The sequence below is a fragment of the Rhodococcus sp. MS16 genome (genome assembly GCF_013277795.1).
GTDB lineage: Bacteria > Actinomycetota > Actinomycetes > Mycobacteriales > Mycobacteriaceae > Rhodococcus_F > Rhodococcus_F globerula.
On the sequence record NZ_VBTM01000001.1, the window covers coordinates 20,998 to 37,822 of the forward strand.

Consider the following 16,825-nt stretch of genomic DNA (forward strand, 5'->3'; position numbering starts at 1 on the left):
CTGAATACGTAAGGCCCACCTGGCAATCAATTGCCGGGTGGGCCTTACGTATTCGTTCAGGGAGTCACAATCGCAAATGCCGGATCGGGACTGTCGAGTAGCCCGAGGAGCCGCTGTATCGTCGCCGGGTCGCCGGAATGCTCGATACCGTCCAGTCCGCCGCCGGCCAGCAACCCGAGCAACTGGGCTTTGGTCAACGTGAGGGTGAGATCGGCGGTTGCCTTGGTCCGCGGGTTGGGTGTCTGTATCAGCGCGCCATTGGAGAGAGTCATGCGGACTTTTGTGTCGAGATCGGTGAAAATCCACTCGATGCAGAGCTTTTCACCCCCGGCGCGGGGCCCGTTGACGCGGATGGCGAGTGTGTCGAAGAGTTGCTCCACCGTCAGTGCCGCTGCCATTCCGGTGCCGAGATCGATGGGTGGTGGGGTGATTTCGCCTCGCAGTTCCTTCGCTCCGGTGAGGTAGAAACCGCGCCAGGTCGGATTTTCGGCGCCGTAGCCGAGCGTGGTGTAGAGATCTGCGAGAGCGTTTCTCGCTTCTGTGTTGTCTGGTTCGGCAAATACCGCGTGCTTGAGCAGTTCGGCCGCGAACCGCGTGTCACCGGCATCGATGTAGCCGCGCGCCTTGTCGAGCACTGCCGGTACGCCACCGATCACGTCGACGTATCGGGCCGCCAACTGCTCGGGCGGGTGCTGCCAGAGTGAGCTGGGATGACCGTCGAACCAGCCCATGTATCGCTGGTAGATCGCTTTGACGTTGTGACTGACCGATCCGTAGTAACCGCGCACGTGCCAGGCGTCGTCGAGCGACGCGGGAAGCGTGATCGCCTCGGCGATTTCGCTGCCGGTGAGTCCGATGTTGACCATCCGCAACGTCTGATCGTGCAAGTACGCGTACATGTCCCGCTGTTCGGTCAGGAACTGCACGATGTTCTCGGATCCCCATGTTGGCCAATGGTGTGACGCGAACACGACGTCGGAATCCGGCGCGAACAATTCGACAGCCTCGTCGAGGTAGTGGGACCAGATGCGTGGGTCACGTACCAGCGCGCCGCGAAGTGTGAGGATGTTGTGCAGGTTGTGCGTGGCATTTTCGGCGACGCACAAAGCGCGGCTGCCCGGAAAGTGGAAATTCATCTCCGACGGTGCTTCGGTGCCCGGCGTGATCTGGAAGACGATCCGCACTCCGTCGACGGTTTCCTCCTGCCCGGTACGGGTGATGTCGACAGTTGGGGGGATCAGACCCACCGATCCACCGGATGTCTGAATGCCCAGTCCGAGACTGGCTTGGCCCTCTGGTCCGACGTCCAATGTGTAGCCATACTGGTAGTTCGCGCGACGGTTCATTGCCGTTCCCGCATAGACGTTTTCCGATACCGCGTGTTCGAGAAATCCTTCGGGCGCGATGATCGGCACGTCGCCGGCGCCGTCCGGCAGAACTCCCATCACGCCGCCGAAATGGTCTGCGTGTGAATGGGTATAGATCAAGCCGGTGACCGGACGGTCACCGCGGTGCTCGCGGTAGAGCGCAAGACCTGCGGCAGCGCACTCGGCGGAGATCATCGGGTCGATCACGATGACGCCGGTATCGCCCTCGACGATCGTCATATTGGAAATATCGAACCCGCGGATCTGATAGATCCCGTCGGTGACCTCGAAGAGTCCGTTCTTGACGCAGAGCTGCGCCTGACGAAACAGGCTCGGATGAACTGTGTCCGGGCACGGTTCGTCGAGATAGCTGTAGCCGGACAGATCGAAAACAATCCGTCCGTCGGCGTTCTTGATGGTAAGCGGTTCGAGCGTGGCGATGAAGCCCCGCTCGGCGTTGTCGAAATCCGTGCGGTCGGAGTAATCCAGCGCCATATCGATGCAGCTCCCTCGAAGAGTCGATGATCACGTCCTCACATGGTCGAATTCCGCACGGCTCGGCGCATCATCCGCGGCGGGTGAATCGAGTGGCACCGAACGCGACCGAACGCCTCGTGCCGACTCGCCGTCGCAGGCAGATCAGTCGGAGGTCTCACTTTTGTGCGGCAATAGTTTTCGAGTTCGTGCGCACGCGGGCCTTGTCGCCGCTGGGGCCGAACAGGTGCAGGATCTCGACAACCTGGTCATCTGCCGGGCCGAACCAATGGGGCTCCGCGGTGTCGAACTCCGCGACTTCTCCTGGCCGGAGGACAACCTCATGCTCGCCGAGAATCAGGCGTAGGTCGCCGGCGAGAACGTAAAGCCACTCGTATCCGGCATGTGTGACGAGTTTCGGCGGGCGAGGCCCGATCACCTGCTTGAAGACCTGAACCCGGCCCGGGTAGCGCGTCAACGGCACTACAGCGCTCCCATTTCGGCGGCGACTCGGTGTGAGGTGAACTCTGGGGTCCCCGGTGGCGGGCGCCCCAACCAGTTGGTCCAGTGCCACACGGTGGGTTCGGGCAAGAGGCACAAGCAAATCGAGGGTAGGACGACGCTTGCCCGACTCGAGTCGTGACAGTGCGCTGACGGAGATACCGGTGGCGTCGGACAGAGCTTCGAGGGTCATGTCGCGATCGCGACGAAGTGCCCGCAATCTCGGTCCGATAGCGCTGAGCATCTTCTCCAGTTCGGTATCCATGTGCTCATCTTTGCAGTTTCCGCAAATTTCCTACCGAGTTCGCAGGCCCGGTTGCGACGATCCTTTCGACAGGCGACCACGGCACAGCATCAGCACAACAGCATCAGTACAGAGGGAGTCCAACCATGAAACCTTCGAGCGGAATCGACAGACCGCAGGCGATCGGAATGCATGCCCGACGGCGGTGGGGCGTCCTGGCAATCTGCTGCACGAGTTTGTTCGTGGTCGGATTGGACACGACCATCGTCAATGTCGCGCTGCCGACGATCGGGGCAAGTTTCCACGTCGGCATCCGTGGTCTCGAATGGGTCGTCAACGCATACACACTCGTACTGGCGAGCTTGCTGATCTCGTCCGGAGCCCTGGCCGACAGGTTCGGCCGTAGACGCGTTTTCCAGATCGGACTGGTCGTGTTCGGAGTCGCGTCGATAGCGTGCGCACTTGCGCCGTCAGTAGGCGTGCTGATCGCCGCGAGAATTGCACAGGGCGTTGGCGGTTCGATGTTGAGTCCGGTCGCGCTCGCAATCGTGGTCAACGTGATGACCGACCCGAAGGAGCGAGCCAAGGCGATCGGCGTGTGGGCCGCGGTCTTCGGTCTGAGTATGGCCGTCGGGCCGATCGTCGGTGGAGTGCTCATCGAGAGCTTCGGTTGGCGCTCCGTGTTCTGGGTCAACGTCCCGGTGATCGTGATTGTTCTGGTGTTGACTGCTGTGTTCGTGCCGGAATCGCGCGCTCCGCAGGCGAGAAGGCTCGACCTGCCGGGACAAATACTGTTGGTCGCTGTTGTGGGCGGTGCGGTGGGGCTGCTCATCGAGGGCCCACGAATCGGATGGACGTCACCCGGTGCTGTGGTCGGTTACATCGCAGTCGCGCTCGCTCTGGCTTCGTTCATTGCTGTCGAATCGAGGAAAGCCGAACCACTCGTCGACCTTGCACTGTTTCGGCACAGACCGTTTTCTGCGGCGGTTCTCGGCGCAGTTGTGGTGTTCGTGGCATTGAACGCGACGCTGCTGCTCGGCACGCTCTACCTGCAACAAGCGCGTGGCATGACCCCGGCCACCGCGGGCGTCGTCATTCTCCCGATGGCTGTTGCAGCAACCGTGTGCGCACCGTTGTCGGGGATTCTGGTCGGACGCGTCGGGCCGCGGTTACCGCTGCTGATCGCCGGCGGCTTCACCGCGTTGGGTGGCCTGTGTCTCGTATCGCTCGACAACAACACCGGTCTTCCGACTGTGCTTGTCGCCTACCTGTTTCTCGGTATCGGGTTCGGTTTCTCGAATGCCCCCATCACCAACACTGCTGTCAGCGGACTGCCTCAATCGCAAGCTGGACTCGCTGGTGGAATCACATCCAGTGCAAGACAGTTCGGCGCTGCTCTCGGCGTCGCACTGGCCGGTGGCTTTGTCGCGAACACTGTCGATTCGGACGTCGCGCAGGCGTCACACGCGGGGTGGATGCTCGTTGTCGCGTGCGGGTTGGTGGTTCTTGTCATCGCGTGTGCATCGGCTCAGCCGACATTGGCTCAGTCAGCATCGGTTCACCCAGCACGGGTGATTCCAACTACCCCGCCCGCCCGATAGAGATGGGGGTGTAACCGATCGTCGTAACCGAACGGGGAGTGCCATGTGCCAGAACCATCAAGACGCAACAGCGGCCACTGTGACGGTGAATCGCGAAGCCGTCGCGCGGTATGCCATGGAAGACCGGCAAGATTTCGTGGATGCGGATCGTGGCTTGATCGCTCCATTGCCGGGAGAGGTGTTCGGCGACGACGGTCACGTGGTGTTCGACCCGGAGGCGATGGCTTACCTCACCGACGACACTCCTGCGCCGGATACCGTCAATCCGAGCTTGTGGCGTCAGGGCCAATTGATGCGCCGGGGCGGGCTGTACCAAGTCACGGATCGTCTGTATCAGGTGCGAAACAACGACCTCGCCAACCTGACGGTCGTAGAAGGCGACGAGGGCCTGATCGTCATCGATTGTATGGCGGGCGTTGAATCGGCGCGCCAGGGCATGAAGATGATTCGTGAGCACGTCAGCGACAAACCGGTGGCGGCAATTATCTACACGCACACTCACATCGACCACTACGGCGGCGTCAAGGGAATCGTCGATGTCGACGACGTTGCGTCGGGGAAAGTACCGATCATCGCGCCAGGCACGATCGCGTCGTTCGACAAGTTTGCAATCGGTGAGAACGTGGTTGCGGGTAATGCCATGGCCAGGCGTTCGTTCTATGCCTTCGGCGGACTGCTCGACCTCGGGCCGAAGGGGATGGTTACGTGCGGGATCGGAACGATCAGCACCAAAGGTCCACTGGTCTCGTACATTTCCCCCACGGATAGCATCACCGAGACCGGAACGAGACGAGAAATTGCGGGTCTGGAGTTCGAATTCCTTTATGCGCCGGACACCGAGGCTCCCGAGGAAATGCACATCTGGATCCCCGAACTCGCGGCCTTGACCTGTGCGGAGAACGCCAATCATTCGCTCCACAACATCCAGACATTGCGGGGGGCACGCACGCGCGACGCTCGGAACTTCGCCCGATATCTGGACGAGACTCTCGAACGATGGGGAGACGACGCAGCTGTTCATTACGGTCCGCACACCTGGCCGGTGTGGGGCAACGAGAATCTGGTTACCTTCATCGAATCACAAAGAGACACATACAAATACATCCACGATCAGGCTCTGCGACTAGCGAACAAGGGATACACGCCGCTCGAAGCTGCCGAGGTCATCGAGTTACCGGACGAACTCGGCCGCAAGTGGTACAACCGCGGATATCACGGAACACTGCACCACGACGTTCGCGCCGTCTACACCAAGGAACTGGGAATGTGGGACGGCGATCCGGTGTCGCTCCATCCGCATCCACCGGTGGAGTCGTCCAGACGGTTTGTCGATCTCCTTGGTGCACAAAAGATTCTGGACGAGGGAAAGCGGGCTTTCGATGCGGGGGACTACCGCTGGGCAGCTGAGATCCTGCACAAGTTGGTGTTCGCGCAACCGGAGAACACCGAGGCGAAGAACCTCCAGGCCGACGTCTACGAACAGATGGGGTATCAAGCCGAAGGGCCGCAGTGGCGCGGGATCTACCTGACAGCCGCCCTGGAATTACGTGAAGGCTCGCAACCTCCGCCCTACATCACGGCAAGTGAGGACAGTGTCCTCGCGATGCCCATCGACATCCTGTTCGACTTCGTCGCAGTACATCTCATCGGCGACAAGGCAGCTGACGTCGATCTCCGCATCGATTTCGTGTTCACCGATCACGACGACGAGACATGGACGACGTGGGTCAAGCGTGGCGTTCTCAATGCCAGGCGGGGGGCGGCGTCGAACACGCAGCTGACGGTCTCGGGGCCGAAACCTGCGCTGATCGGCGCACTTCTGCAACCAGGTGCAGCGCCCGAGTTGGCCAGGGCCGGGAAAATCTCGCTCGACGGCGACGATTCGGCTTTGAAGACGCTCGGAGGGTTATTGGATACCTTCGATCCCACCTTCAATATCGTCACGCCGTAACCCAGAGACGAAGGGAGAGTTTCTCGATGTGTACGCGATTGGTTTACCTAGGACCGAACGACACCGTGATCACTGCCCGGTCGATGGACTGGAAGCTCGATCTCGGTACCAATCTGTGGGCATTTCCCCGTGGGATGGAGCGTGAAGGCTGCGCCGGGGCGAATTCGATAACGTGGACGTCGTTGTACGGCAGTGTTGTGGCTTCCGCTTACGACATGTGTACGACGGATGGGGTGAATGACGCCGGACTGTCCGCAAATCTGTTGTGGCTCGTTGAATCCGAGTATCCGGAATACGACGGATCAACGCCTGGCTTGTCGATTGCTGCGTGGGCGCAGTACGTGTTGGACCGGTGTGGGAGCGTCGCGGAAGCCGTCGAGGTGCTGGCAGCGGAGCCCTTCACCATCGTGACTGCGGCCGTTCCGGGAGAAGACCGCCTGGCAACACTGCACATGTCGCTCTCGGACGCCAGCGGTGACAGTGCCATCATCGAGTACATCGGTGGCCGACAGACAATTCACCACAGTCGTGAGCATCAGGTGATGACAAATTCTCCGATCTTCGACAAACAACTCGCCGTCAACGAGTACTGGAAGCAGATCAACGGAACCGTCATGTTGCCCGGTACCAATCGAGCTGCGGATCGTTTTGCCCGTGCCTCGTTCTACGTCGACGCAGTCCCGAAGACCGACGATCCGAGGGCAGCATTGGCCGCGACCTTCAGTGTCATTCGGAACGTGTCAGTGCCCCTGGGTATTTCGACTCCCGACGAGCCGAACATCTCATCGACACGGTGGCGCACCGTTGTCGATCACAAACGCGGACTGTACTTCTTCGAATCGGCCATGACGCCGAACACTTTCTGGGTGGATGTGTCGTCGATCGATCTGAGTGAGGGGTCAACCGTCCGGAAGCTCGAACTCGGGCCGGACGAGAGCACTGTCTACTCGGGTGATTCCACTGATCAGTTCAAACCCGCTGAACCGTTCACATTTGCCGGGTTGTAGGGGTGGGCGATGCTGCGGTGACGGAACAGCTACCGACCGCTCGCCACTGTTGCCCTGGCCGCGTGGGGGGCTTTCGGTTTGGCATCCTCCCATGGGAGAAATGCTTTTGACCTCCAGACCTGTCACCCGTTCAGGGCGGGGCAGGGCTAACAGTGGGCGGTCGATGCCCAGCTAGCTTCAGTGTTTTGCCGGGGTGAAGTCTCCGGGACGCCAGCTGCCGTCGAATGCTGCGGCTTCGGGTCCGTAGATACGGATGTATGCGAACCATCCGCGACCTGGAACCGTTTCCAGCCAGTTGTCCGCCGCATCGTCTGGTTGGGTCGGACCGAAGTGCAGCGTGATCTCATTGCCAGAGGTCAGAGCCGATGACAGTTCGAACAACGATCTGAGCGCTCCCTTGTTGCCGTCCGTCTGCACTTGCGAACGTGTTTGCGCGTCGTAGATGGTGACGGACCAGAAGAGCTTGCCAGGGACCGGCAGCGGGATAGTGAGTGTGTAGGCGTTGGCGCCGTCCAGGTATGTCCCGGTGCTGTCGCGTGTGGCGAGCCAATACAGCGATCCACTGCCCTCCACGCGCCGGAACATCGCCGGCGACGCGACGATGGCCTGCGCGAACCACCGCTCACGGGCTTCGAGATCGAGACCTGCGGGTGTCTCGAAGTCCGCGTTGTCGGGAACCAATCCCACCCATTCCCACTGCCGATCGGTCCAGGCGGCCTGGTCAGGGCGTGTTCCGGCGAATGCCGTCACCAACATTTGATCACGGCCGATTCGGGCGGCCTTCGTGAGTGCTGCAGCGTCGCGGTCTGTCGGTGCGAACGGGGTTCCTTTCCCGATTCCGAGTCCGTCGAGCAGTCCGTGCATTGGCCGGAACTCCTCTACAAGCGGTTCTTCCTCGAGGATGCCGTGCAGGACTCGCCAGAATTCGAGGTTGTCCTCCCACCGCAGACAGGTGCTGTCGACGGTCTTGGTGCTGGTGTCGATCACATCGAGTAGTTTGTCGGTGCCGAGGCGGTAGATCTTCACTCGGAGGAGTGCGTCCTTGGCTGCATCGAGATCGCCCCCTACCGGGAGGGCTCGTACTGCCACCAGCACTTTGAAGGAATTCGACCGACTGACGTGATGATCTGCCGGTACTTCTCCGGTGTGATCGGGGGGAAGTATGGCGTATGTTCCTCCAGCGCCCTGGTCGGGCCCGGGGATACCCATATCGGTGATCCACCTGTGGTGATGATCGTCGACGAGACCGATGTACGCTCCGGGCGGCAATTCGATGACCATCGGCCCCTCAGTGAGGTCCAAAGCCGCTGCCCCGTAGGGGGTATCGGAGTTAAGTGTGAATCCGACCTGCCGAGGGGTTGTCGCTGCAATTCCCATTGCCTTGTTGTCGTCGAAACCTAGTTCGCGGTTGCCGTTGAAAATCCCCTCAATGGACACTGTCGGGTACCAAAACCGGTAGGCGACGAGTGCGCGCTCCAGATAGGCGTCCTCGTGGGCTTTCTTCGCGGTCGCAGCGGTCGGGTAGCCCCCGGAGAATTCATAGGGTGTCAAAGATGTCGGATGTGCTTGGTCCATGCCACAGATCATCAACCGTCGGTATCGACGACGGCATCACCCGCGTCGGATGATCCCTAGAACTCTGGCAGGCATTGCGTCCGACGCAATGGCAGATCGATTTGCGGTGTAGTCGCGTGTGGGGCGCGCGACTCTATTCGGAGCCGTTACCCGATTCTGTTGTCACACGGAGAGTTACGAAGTGGCGACGGCCGGGACCTCTGAAAGCTCGGCCGGAGCGCACCGATGGAATGTCGACGAATTACTTGGCGGCGCTCTTGCGAGGCCGACCGCGTCGAACTGCCTTAGTCGGAGGCGTGGACTTTGCGGCCGGCTCAGCCGGGGGATCGTCGCGCCAGTGAATCTCGATTTCGATTTCGACTTCGTTGCCGTCTACCTCGATCTCGAGTTCCCACCGAACCTGTTCAGGGACAGCGATTTCGATCGAGTCGCCGCCCGATCCCAGTTCCACTTCCGAGCCGCTGGCGAGCGCTTGCCCGAGCGCGATCAGTCGCTCGGCGACTTCCGCTCGCGAGAGTGCGGACTTACTTTTGATCTCCAATTTGGGCACGATCACTCCTGACCTCGGCGGATTCATTGTTCACGGTAATTGGACCATCGAAAGATTGTGGGAGTTTCGCGCGACCGCTGATTACCGCGCTCCTGTGTGAGTTGTCATTTTCAGTCCGCTGCTCGCCGACCTGGGGATTGGATCGCGTACCGTTGCCTTTCATGGAACTGACTCGAGTAGCGGTGGGCAAGGGGTCGTGCACCGTTCGGATCGACGGACCGGTCAGTAAGCACGCGGTCCTCCTTCTTCCGGGCAAGGGCGACCCTGTCGACGTATACGACAAAGTGTGTGAACGCCTCCACAATTCGGATTTGCGCACGGTAGCGGTCGAATCGATCGAGAATCTCGACGAGAAGACGGCAGTGGTTCTGCTCGACGAGTTGAACATCGCCTGGGTAAACCTGGTGGGACACCGGGAAGGGGCAGACCTTGCGTGGCTATTGGCGGCGCGCCAGTTCGGCCGCTTCGCGAGCTTGATTTCGGTGGATCGTGGACATCCGTCGGCGGCCGACATCGCCGGAGTTCCGCCGGTGGAGGTGCCGACAACCATCGTGGTCGGCAGTGCTGGGCGGGCGATCGCCGACGCCAGTGGACGGTTTGTGTACTCCGATTTCCGGGTGGCCGAAGTGCCTGGCGTCGATGACATCGTGAAGTCCGCGCCCGCTGAACTCGCCACGGAGATCGTGTTGCGCACCAGCCCCTGGTAGACCCGAGAACCACCAAGGCGGGCATCCCCCGAGGGGGTGCCCGCCTTGTGCGTCCGTTCGAAACAGATGTCGAGTGTTCCTAGATGTCGAGCGTTCTAGATGTCGAGTCCGAGCAACGCGTTCTCGACGACCTCGGCCAGGGCCGGGTGGATCCAGTACTGCCCACGGGCCATGTCCTGCGCGGACAGCCCGAAACTCATGGCCTGGATGAGTGGCTGGATGACGGTCGGCGCGTGGGTTCCCATGACGTGAGCGCCCAGGAGTCGGCCCGTGCCGCGCTCCGCGATGACCTTGCAGAGACCTTCCTGATCTTCCATCGCCCAGCCGTAGGCGACGTCGCCGTACGCCTGGACCTTGACGGTGATGTCGAGTCCGGCGTCGTGCGCCTGCTTCTCCGTCATTCCGACATCGGCGATCTGTGGATCGGTGAACACCGCGGCCGGGACAAACCGGTGATCGGTGGCGCGCAGCCCGGAAGTGTCGTTCCACGCGTCCTGGAGCAGGTTGTGCTGAACAACACGCGCCTCGTGGTTGGCCACGTGCTTGAGCTGATAGGGGGAGGAGACGTCGCCGAGTGCAAAGACGCCTTCCGCGGTGGTGCGCTGGTACTCGTCGACGACGATGGAGCCGTTGTTGTCGAGTTCGACGCCGGCCTTGTCGAGGTCCAGAAGATCTCCGTTGGGCTTGCGGCCCACCGCAACGAGCAGAACGTCGCCGGAAACGACTGTGCCATTTGCCAGTTCGACGGCGATGTTCTCACCGTCCGCGCGGACCGACTGCATCGGTGATCCGAGATGCACGTCCCACTTCTTGACGGCGAGTTCGGTGAAACGCTCCGAGATCTCGTCGTCGAGATGACGCAGGAGGCGCCCACTGCGGCCGATGATCGACACGCGAGAACCCAAGGCGGAGAACACATGTGCAAACTCGGTGGCAATGAAGCCCGAGCCGACGATCACGAGGTGCTCGGGGAGTTCCGGCAAGCGCATGATGTCTTCGTTGGTGTAGTACTTCACGCCAGACGAGGCGATCTCCTCGGGAATGATCGGGCGTGAACCGGCCGCGATCACAACCTGGTCGGCAGTGATGGTCTCACCTGTGCCGGTGTTGATGGTCTTCGGTCCGGTGAAGGTGGCGTGGCCGCGGTAGACGGTGGTGTTGGGGCTGTCCTCGCTGCGGTAGCGTTCGCCGCCCGCGGAGATGGGATCGATCCGGCCGAAGACGCGCTTGACGATGTCGGACCAGCGGACGCCGTCCAGGGTGGCGTCGACGCCGAACTTCTCGGCATGCGACACCGTGTTCGCGACCTCTGCCGCGTAGACGAACATCTTGGTCGGTATGCAACCGACGTTGAGGCACGTGCCGCCGAAGGTGCCTTCCTCGAGGATGGCGATTTTCTTGCCGTCGAATCGCTCGTCGGGCAACGAATTCCCCGAGCCGCTTCCGATGATGGCAAGGTCGTAATGCGTCACTGCGCGTTCTCCTGTGTGGTGGTGTCTGCGTCTGCGGTCAGATGGCGCTCTAGCCACTCCAGCCACTGATCGAGTTCGGAAAAGGCTGTGGCCAACGGCTTCTGAGTCGAGAGGAAGACGTCGTGGCGCGCGCCGTCGATGGGAACGATGGTAGTCCGATCACCGAGGCAACCTGCCCACCGTGCGATCTGCCTCACATCCAGGACGGAATCTGCCAGGTCGACGCCGGGGTGGTACGCCCTGGCGAACTCCGATTTCTTCGAGCGCAGGATCAGCGCCGGCACACCGATGTCCAGGCCGCGGTGCAGTTGCGCGTGTCCGCCGCGCACGGCACGCATCCACCCGAACGTGACCGGGCAGCCTTCGAGCGGCTTCCAGTCGAGGTTGTAGTCCCACTCGCCGTTGGCGGAGACGTGGAGGCTCGAACCGTACGTCGGCAAGCCGGTGCCGGGGATGACAGTCTTCGCGGACACCCGTCCCAGTGCGTCGATGGCGGCGGTGCCGACGCTGCGCACCATCGCCGGACCCTGCAGGTCGAACCACGGGCTGTTGAGCACAAGACCCGCGATGCCGTGTCCTGAGCTGCCGCCCGGCTTGCGCTGGAGTCGGTCCAGCCACAGCGGAACGATGAGCCCACCGGTCGAATGCGCCATCAGGAGCAGTTCGCTGCCGTCGGTTTCGGAGTTCACGATGCGCAGGGCCTCGTTGAGTTCGGCGTCGTACAGTGCGAGATCCGACACATAGTGAGCGGTGTGGCCCGGTTTCAGTGAACGCCCGCACTTGCGCAGATCCAGTGCAAAGAAGGCGTAGCCCTGCTCGGCAAAGTGCTCCGCCAGATGTTTCTGGAAGAAGTAATCGGTGAACCCGTGTACGTACAGAACTGCACGGTTCGCCCGAACTGCCTCGCCAGGCGGCTGATAGCGGACGAGTGTCGCGTCGACCTCACCCTCACCGTCCGGATCGGTTCCGAGAGGAATGGTCAGCTGCTGATATCCGTCTCCGAGGACGTCTGGAACCCATGTAGTCACAGATCACAATCTAATCGTCGTTTCCCGGCGGCGTTGTAGAGCACAATTGGGGGTGGTAAACGGCGCACTTACGCCCAGGTAACCTATTCGGCGTAACACAGCAGGCGGATGCGCGCACGGCTAATGACAAGGAAGTCGATTCTCCAGTGTCGAATCAGAACGCGGTAGAGACGAAGACGGATGTAGTGCTCGTAGGTGCGGGCATCATGAGTGCCACGCTTGGTGCATTGTTGCGCCAGCTGCAGCCGGACTGGTCGATCTCGACCTTCGAGAGGCTCGACGCCGTCGCAGCCGAGAGCAGCGACCCGTGGAACAACGCGGGAACCGGTCACTCCGCGCTCTGTGAGCTCAACTACACCCCCGAGAACTCGGACGGTACGGTCGACATCAAGAAGGCCGTCAACGTCAACGAGCAGTTCCAGGTGTCCCGGCAGTTCTGGGCACACGCTGTCGAGCAGGGCGTGTTGACGCAGCCCAAGGAATTCATCAACCCCATCGCGCACGTGAGCTTCGTTCACGGCGAGGCAAACGCCAAGTACCTGCGTGCCCGCTACGACGCACTTGCCGGCCACCCGCTCTTCCGTGGCATGGAGTACATCGACGATCCGGCCGAGTTCACCAAGCGCCTGCCGCTGATGGCAAAAGGCCGCGACTTCTCGGATCCCATCGCCCTCAACTGGAGCCAGGACGGCACCGACGTCGACTTCGGAGCGCTCACCAAGCAGCTCGTCGGCTACATCGGCAAGACCGGCGGCAACATGTACTTCGGTCACGAGGTCACCAACCTCACCCAGAACTCCGACAAGACGTGGACCGTCAAGGTCACCAACCGTCGCACCGGTGAAAAGCGCGTCGTGCGTTCACGATTCGTGTTCGTCGGAGCCGGTGGCGGCGCTCTGCACCTGCTGCAGAAGTCGGGCATCAAGGAAGCCAAGGGCTTCGGCGGTTTCCCCGTCAGCGGCGCGTTCCTGCGATGCACCAACCCTGAGCTGATCGACCAGCACAGCGCCAAGGTCTACGGCAAAGCTGCCGTCGGCGCTCCGCCCATGTCGGTTCCGCACCTCGACACGCGTGTCATCGGCAACAAGCCAGGCCTGCTGTTCGGACCGTACGCCGGCTGGTCGCCCAAGTTCCTCAAGCAGGGTCGCTTCACGGACTTGCCCGGTTCGGTCAAGCCCAACAACATCCTCTCGATGCTCGGCGTCGGCGTCAGCGAACTCGGTCTGGTCAAGTACCTGGTCAGTGAGCTCACCAAGAGCGAAACCGGACGCATCTGGGATCTGCGTGAATTTGCGCCCAAGGCGGAGACCAAGGACTGGGAGCTCATCACCGCAGGCCAGCGTGTCCAGGTGATTCGCCGGGCCAAGGGCAAGGGCGGCGTCCTCGAATTCGGTACCGCCGTGGTGGCTGCCGAAGACGGAAGCATTGCCGGACTGCTCGGTGCGTCACCAGGCGCGTCGACGGCTGTTCCCGCGATGCTCGACGTGCTCGAGCGCTGCTTCCCGACCGAATTCCAGGGCTGGAAGGGCAAGCTGCGCGAGATGGTTCCGTCCATCGGCGTCAAGCTCACCGACAACGAAGGACTTTTCAACCAGGTCTGGGATTGGTCCTCGAAGGTGCTCGAGCTCGATTCCTCGGCGTCAACCGATTCTCTTCCGGTCGCGGAGACCGCTGCAACTGTGTGATAGTCGCAACCATGACGGCAACAGCAGCATTGAAGCGTTCATGGGCACTCGACCTCGACAACAAGACTTTCTACGAGTTGTTGAAGCTTCGGGTAGAAGTATTTGTCGTCGAGCAGGCCTGCCCGTACCCCGAGTTGGACGGGCGGGACCTGCTGACGGAAACCCGCCATTTCTGGCTGGAGCAGGACGGCGAGGTGGTGTGCACTCTGCGCCTCCTCGAAGAGCACGACGACGGCACGAAGAGCTTCCGAATCGGTCGACTCTGCACGTCACGTGAAGCACGCGGACAGGGCCATACGACGCGATTGCTGCAAGCTGCGCTGGCCGAAGTGGGCGAAGCGCCGTGCCGCATCAACGCTCAGACCTATCTGGTCGACATGTACAGCAAGCACGGCTTCAAAGCTGACGGCGAAGAATTTATCGAGGACGGCATTCCGCACACCCCGATGCGTCGCGGTGGCGGCGAGGCGTTTGTGCTTGCCAGCTGAAACGCAGTCATACACCCGACCCAGTCGGCTCACGGAATTGTGGGCCGACTAGGGTTTTTTCGATACCGAATGCTCGCGGGGAAGTCCTGTTCGATTCAGGTGCGGTCCCGCCACTGTAAAGATCTCACGAGATCCCAGCCAGATTGCCGCGACGTTCGGATGAAGCCAAGTTCTCGGCGAGGAAACCGAGAGGTGGAGGGATGTCGACGTGCGTGTAGAAGACGATCAGGCAGCGGTGGCGGGTTTCCCGTTCAGCGCGGTAGTAGGCCAGGACCAACTGCGATTGGCGTTGATCCTGTGCGCCGTACACCCCGGAATCGGTGGCGTGCTGGTTCGCGGTGAAAAGGGCACGGCAAAATCCACCGTCGTTCGAGCCTTGACGGCTTTGCTACCGGCTGTCGACGACGCCGGTGTGACGCGTCCGGCCAGGCTGGTCGAACTGCCCGTCGGGGCGACGGAGGACCGCGTGATCGGCTCGATCGACCTCGAGAAAGTATTGCGCGACGGTGAGCGTGCCTTCCAGCCCGGACTCCTGGCCGCGGCGCATCAGGGGGTTCTGTACGTCGACGAAGTGAATCTCCTGCACGACCACCTGGTGGACGTTCTTCTCGACGCGGCCGCGATGGGCCGAGTGCATGTCGAGCGGGACGGAATTTCGCACTCCCACGCCGCGAAGTTCGTCCTCGTCGGAACAATGAATCCCGAAGAGGGAGAACTGCGTCCACAGCTCCTGGACCGTTTTGGTCTCGCGGTGGACGTGTCGGCGTCTCGCGACGTGGATGTGCGGATGGAGGTAGTGCGTCGACGCCTCGACTACGAGCGCGATCCACAGGCGTTTGCCCGCAGGTATGCGCCGGCCGATCAGGAACTCGCCGCCGAAATCCTTTCTGCGCGTAACAAACTGGATGGCGTGGAGCTGAGCAACCGCGAACTTCGGCGCATCGCGTCGCTGTGCGCGTCTTTCGACGTGGACGGTATGCGCGCCGATCTTGTTCTCGCCCGTACTGCCACCGCTCATGCTGCGTGGCGTGGCGGCAGCGAGGTCACTGAGGAAGACGTACGAGTCGCAGCGGAACTGACACTGCCGCATCGCCGCCGACGCGATCCCTTCGACGAGCCGGGCCTCGATCAGCAGCAACTCGACGACGCGATGGATCGTGCAGACGATGATGCTCGGGCCGGCGAGCCTGAACCACCAGAGAATCCTGAAGGCGGCGAGCCTGAGGGTGGGGAATCCGACGGCGGCGAACCCGATGACGGGGGCCCTGATGATGACGGCCCCGACGATGATGGGCCGCAAGACGATCCGGACGGTCCGGGCGGGGGAGTTCGCTCGACCGATCGACCGTCTGCCCCACCGAGCAGTGCGTTCAAGGCCAAACTTCTCGAAGTTCCCGGTGTCGGTGAGGGGGCGCCAGGCCGGCGTTCGCGCTCCACGTCGTCGCGTGGACGCGTCGTGCGGTCCACCACCGACCGCGGGCACGGTCTGCACCTGACGAGCACGGTGTTTGCCGCTGCGGAATCGCAGATTGCGCGTGGCCGGACGGTGGGCCGACTGCGGTTGGCGCCGGCCGACCTGCGCGGCGCGATTCGTGAAGGGCGCGAAGGCAATCTGATCGTGTTCGTGGTGGACGCGTCGGGGTCGATGGCGGCGCGCGACCGGCTCTCCGCTGTGACCGGCGCCGTTGTCTCGCTACTCCGCGACGCATACCAGCGCCGCGACAAGGTTGCCGTCATCACCGTCCGGGGCCGCGAAGCCGAACTGGTTCTGCCGCCGACGTCGTCCGTGGACATCGCTGTTCGCCGGTTGCAGTCCATGCGAACAGGTGGCAAATCGCCACTCGCAGAAGGCTTCTTGCGTGCCCGCGAGGTGATTCTGCGTGAGCGGCTCAGGGATCCGCAGCGCCGCGCGCTCATGGTTGCGCTGACAGACGGGCGCGCCACCGGCGGCAAGGACGCGCTGCACCGCGCTCGCGTTGCCGCGCACTTACTGGCCGATGCATCGGTCGCTTCGATCGTCGTGGACTGCGAAACCGGGCTCGTCCGTTTGGGGTTGGCCGCCGAATTGGCCCGAGAACTACGAGGTGGATGCGTCCGCCTCGCCGAATTGTCAGCTCAGCAGGTCGCGGGTGTCGTCCGCGCCGCCGCCTAACGTTTTCATTTCAGGAGATCACC

General features: G+C 62.0%; 13 protein-coding genes. 7 read left to right on the top strand and 6 right to left on the bottom strand.

Annotated elements, in window-relative coordinates:
• Nucleotides 1-56: 56 nt before the first annotated feature.
• Together FEZ60_RS00125 and FEZ60_RS00130 are read right to left on the bottom strand one after the other, a co-directional pair.
• Nucleotides 57-1,862 carry an alkyl sulfatase dimerization domain-containing protein gene (locus FEZ60_RS00125; protein ID WP_141486059.1) on the bottom strand — a complete coding sequence of 602 codons (1,806 nt, stop codon included), beginning with the start codon at nucleotides 1,860-1,862 and terminating at the stop codon, nucleotides 57-59.
• A 157-nt stretch (nucleotides 1,863-2,019) separates the two neighbouring features.
• On the bottom strand, nucleotides 2,020-2,607 hold the full coding sequence (locus FEZ60_RS00130; RefSeq protein WP_095886004.1) for an XRE family transcriptional regulator: 588 nt from the start codon (nucleotides 2,605-2,607) through the stop codon (nucleotides 2,020-2,022).
• A 125-nt stretch (nucleotides 2,608-2,732) separates the two neighbouring features.
• Here FEZ60_RS00130 and FEZ60_RS00135 point away from each other — a divergent pair, with 125 nt between their 5' ends.
• Genes FEZ60_RS00135 through FEZ60_RS00145 form a run of 3 tightly spaced genes read left to right on the top strand, consistent with a single transcriptional unit; the run spans nucleotide 2,733 to nucleotide 7,145 of the window.
• The gene (locus tag FEZ60_RS00135; RefSeq protein ID WP_172935293.1) at nucleotides 2,733-4,187 is read left to right on the top strand and encodes an MFS transporter; all 1,455 of its coding nucleotides are present in this window, start codon (nucleotides 2,733-2,735) and stop codon (nucleotides 4,185-4,187) included.
• A 43-nt stretch (nucleotides 4,188-4,230) separates the two neighbouring features.
• Entirely contained in the window at nucleotides 4,231-6,138 is a 1,908-nt protein-coding gene (locus FEZ60_RS00140; RefSeq protein ID WP_172935294.1) for an alkyl sulfatase dimerization domain-containing protein, read from the top strand.
• 26 nt (nucleotides 6,139-6,164) lie between these two features.
• Complete coding sequence (locus tag FEZ60_RS00145; RefSeq protein ID WP_172935295.1) at nucleotides 6,165-7,145, top strand: linear amide C-N hydrolase; 981 nt, start codon at nucleotides 6,165-6,167, stop codon at nucleotides 7,143-7,145.
• Nucleotides 7,146-7,322: 177 nt separating this feature from the next.
• Here the strand turns inward: FEZ60_RS00145 and FEZ60_RS00150 are convergent, their stop codons facing one another.
• Nucleotides 7,323-8,720 (bottom strand): DUF1254 domain-containing protein, encoded by a 1,398-nt coding sequence (locus tag FEZ60_RS00150; protein ID WP_202025560.1) that lies wholly within the window; start codon nucleotides 8,718-8,720, stop codon nucleotides 7,323-7,325.
• A 241-nt stretch (nucleotides 8,721-8,961) separates the two neighbouring features.
• The gene (locus tag FEZ60_RS00155) at nucleotides 8,962-9,270 is read right to left on the bottom strand and encodes an amphi-Trp domain-containing protein (protein ID WP_033235026.1); all 309 of its coding nucleotides are present in this window, start codon (nucleotides 9,268-9,270) and stop codon (nucleotides 8,962-8,964) included.
• A 161-nt stretch (nucleotides 9,271-9,431) separates the two neighbouring features.
• On the opposite strand from FEZ60_RS00155, the gene FEZ60_RS00160 reads away from it, so the two are divergent.
• Complete coding sequence (locus FEZ60_RS00160; protein WP_045067266.1) at nucleotides 9,432-9,977, top strand: alpha/beta hydrolase; 546 nt, start codon at nucleotides 9,432-9,434, stop codon at nucleotides 9,975-9,977.
• Between the two features lie 95 nt (nucleotides 9,978-10,072).
• On the opposite strand, the gene mtr is transcribed toward FEZ60_RS00160, so the two are convergent.
• Nucleotides 10,073-11,449, bottom strand: coding sequence for a mycothione reductase (gene mtr, locus FEZ60_RS00165; protein ID WP_172935296.1), 1,377 nt, complete (start codon nucleotides 11,447-11,449; stop codon nucleotides 10,073-10,075).
• Complete coding sequence (locus FEZ60_RS00170; RefSeq protein ID WP_172935297.1) at nucleotides 11,446-12,477, bottom strand: alpha/beta hydrolase; 1,032 nt, start codon at nucleotides 12,475-12,477, stop codon at nucleotides 11,446-11,448. Before FEZ60_RS00170 ends, mtr begins: the two co-directional genes overlap by 4 nt.
• A 146-nt stretch (nucleotides 12,478-12,623) precedes the next feature.
• On the opposite strand from FEZ60_RS00170, the gene mqo reads away from it, so the two are divergent.
• The 3 genes from mqo to FEZ60_RS00185 all read left to right on the top strand — a co-directional run bounded on the left by mqo (nucleotide 12,624) and on the right by FEZ60_RS00185 (nucleotide 16,802).
• Complete coding sequence (mqo, locus tag FEZ60_RS00175) at nucleotides 12,624-14,162, top strand: malate dehydrogenase (quinone) (RefSeq protein WP_084702743.1); 1,539 nt, start codon at nucleotides 12,624-12,626, stop codon at nucleotides 14,160-14,162.
• Nucleotides 14,163-14,173: 11 nt separating this feature from the next.
• Nucleotides 14,174-14,650, top strand: a complete 477-nt coding sequence (locus tag FEZ60_RS00180; protein ID WP_045067941.1) for a GNAT family N-acetyltransferase — start codon at nucleotides 14,174-14,176, stop codon at nucleotides 14,648-14,650.
• 208 nt (nucleotides 14,651-14,858) lie between these two features.
• Nucleotides 14,859-16,802, top strand: a complete 1,944-nt coding sequence (locus FEZ60_RS00185; RefSeq protein ID WP_258957206.1) for a VWA domain-containing protein — start codon at nucleotides 14,859-14,861, stop codon at nucleotides 16,800-16,802.
• Nucleotides 16,803-16,825: the final 23 nt, after the last annotated feature.

Excerpts from the sequence above, each read along its gene's own strand:
- FEZ60_RS00125 (WP_141486059.1), bottom strand. The coding sequence starts at position 1,862 with ATGGCGCTGGATTACTCCGACCGCACGGATTTCGACAACGCCGAGCGG.
- FEZ60_RS00130 (WP_095886004.1), bottom strand. The coding sequence starts at position 2,607 with ATGGATACCGAACTGGAGAAGATGCTCAGCGCTATCGGACCGAGATTG.
- FEZ60_RS00135 (WP_172935293.1), top strand. The coding sequence starts at position 2,733 with ATGAAACCTTCGAGCGGAATCGACAGACCGCAGGCGATCGGAATGCAT.
- FEZ60_RS00140 (WP_172935294.1), top strand. The coding sequence starts at position 4,231 with ATGTGCCAGAACCATCAAGACGCAACAGCGGCCACTGTGACGGTGAAT.
- FEZ60_RS00145 (WP_172935295.1), top strand. The coding sequence starts at position 6,165 with ATGTGTACGCGATTGGTTTACCTAGGACCGAACGACACCGTGATCACT.
- FEZ60_RS00150 (WP_202025560.1), bottom strand. The coding sequence starts at position 8,720 with ATGGACCAAGCACATCCGACATCTTTGACACCCTATGAATTCTCCGGG.
- FEZ60_RS00160 (WP_045067266.1), top strand. The coding sequence starts at position 9,432 with ATGGAACTGACTCGAGTAGCGGTGGGCAAGGGGTCGTGCACCGTTCGG.
- FEZ60_RS00180 (WP_045067941.1), top strand. The coding sequence starts at position 14,174 with ATGACGGCAACAGCAGCATTGAAGCGTTCATGGGCACTCGACCTCGAC.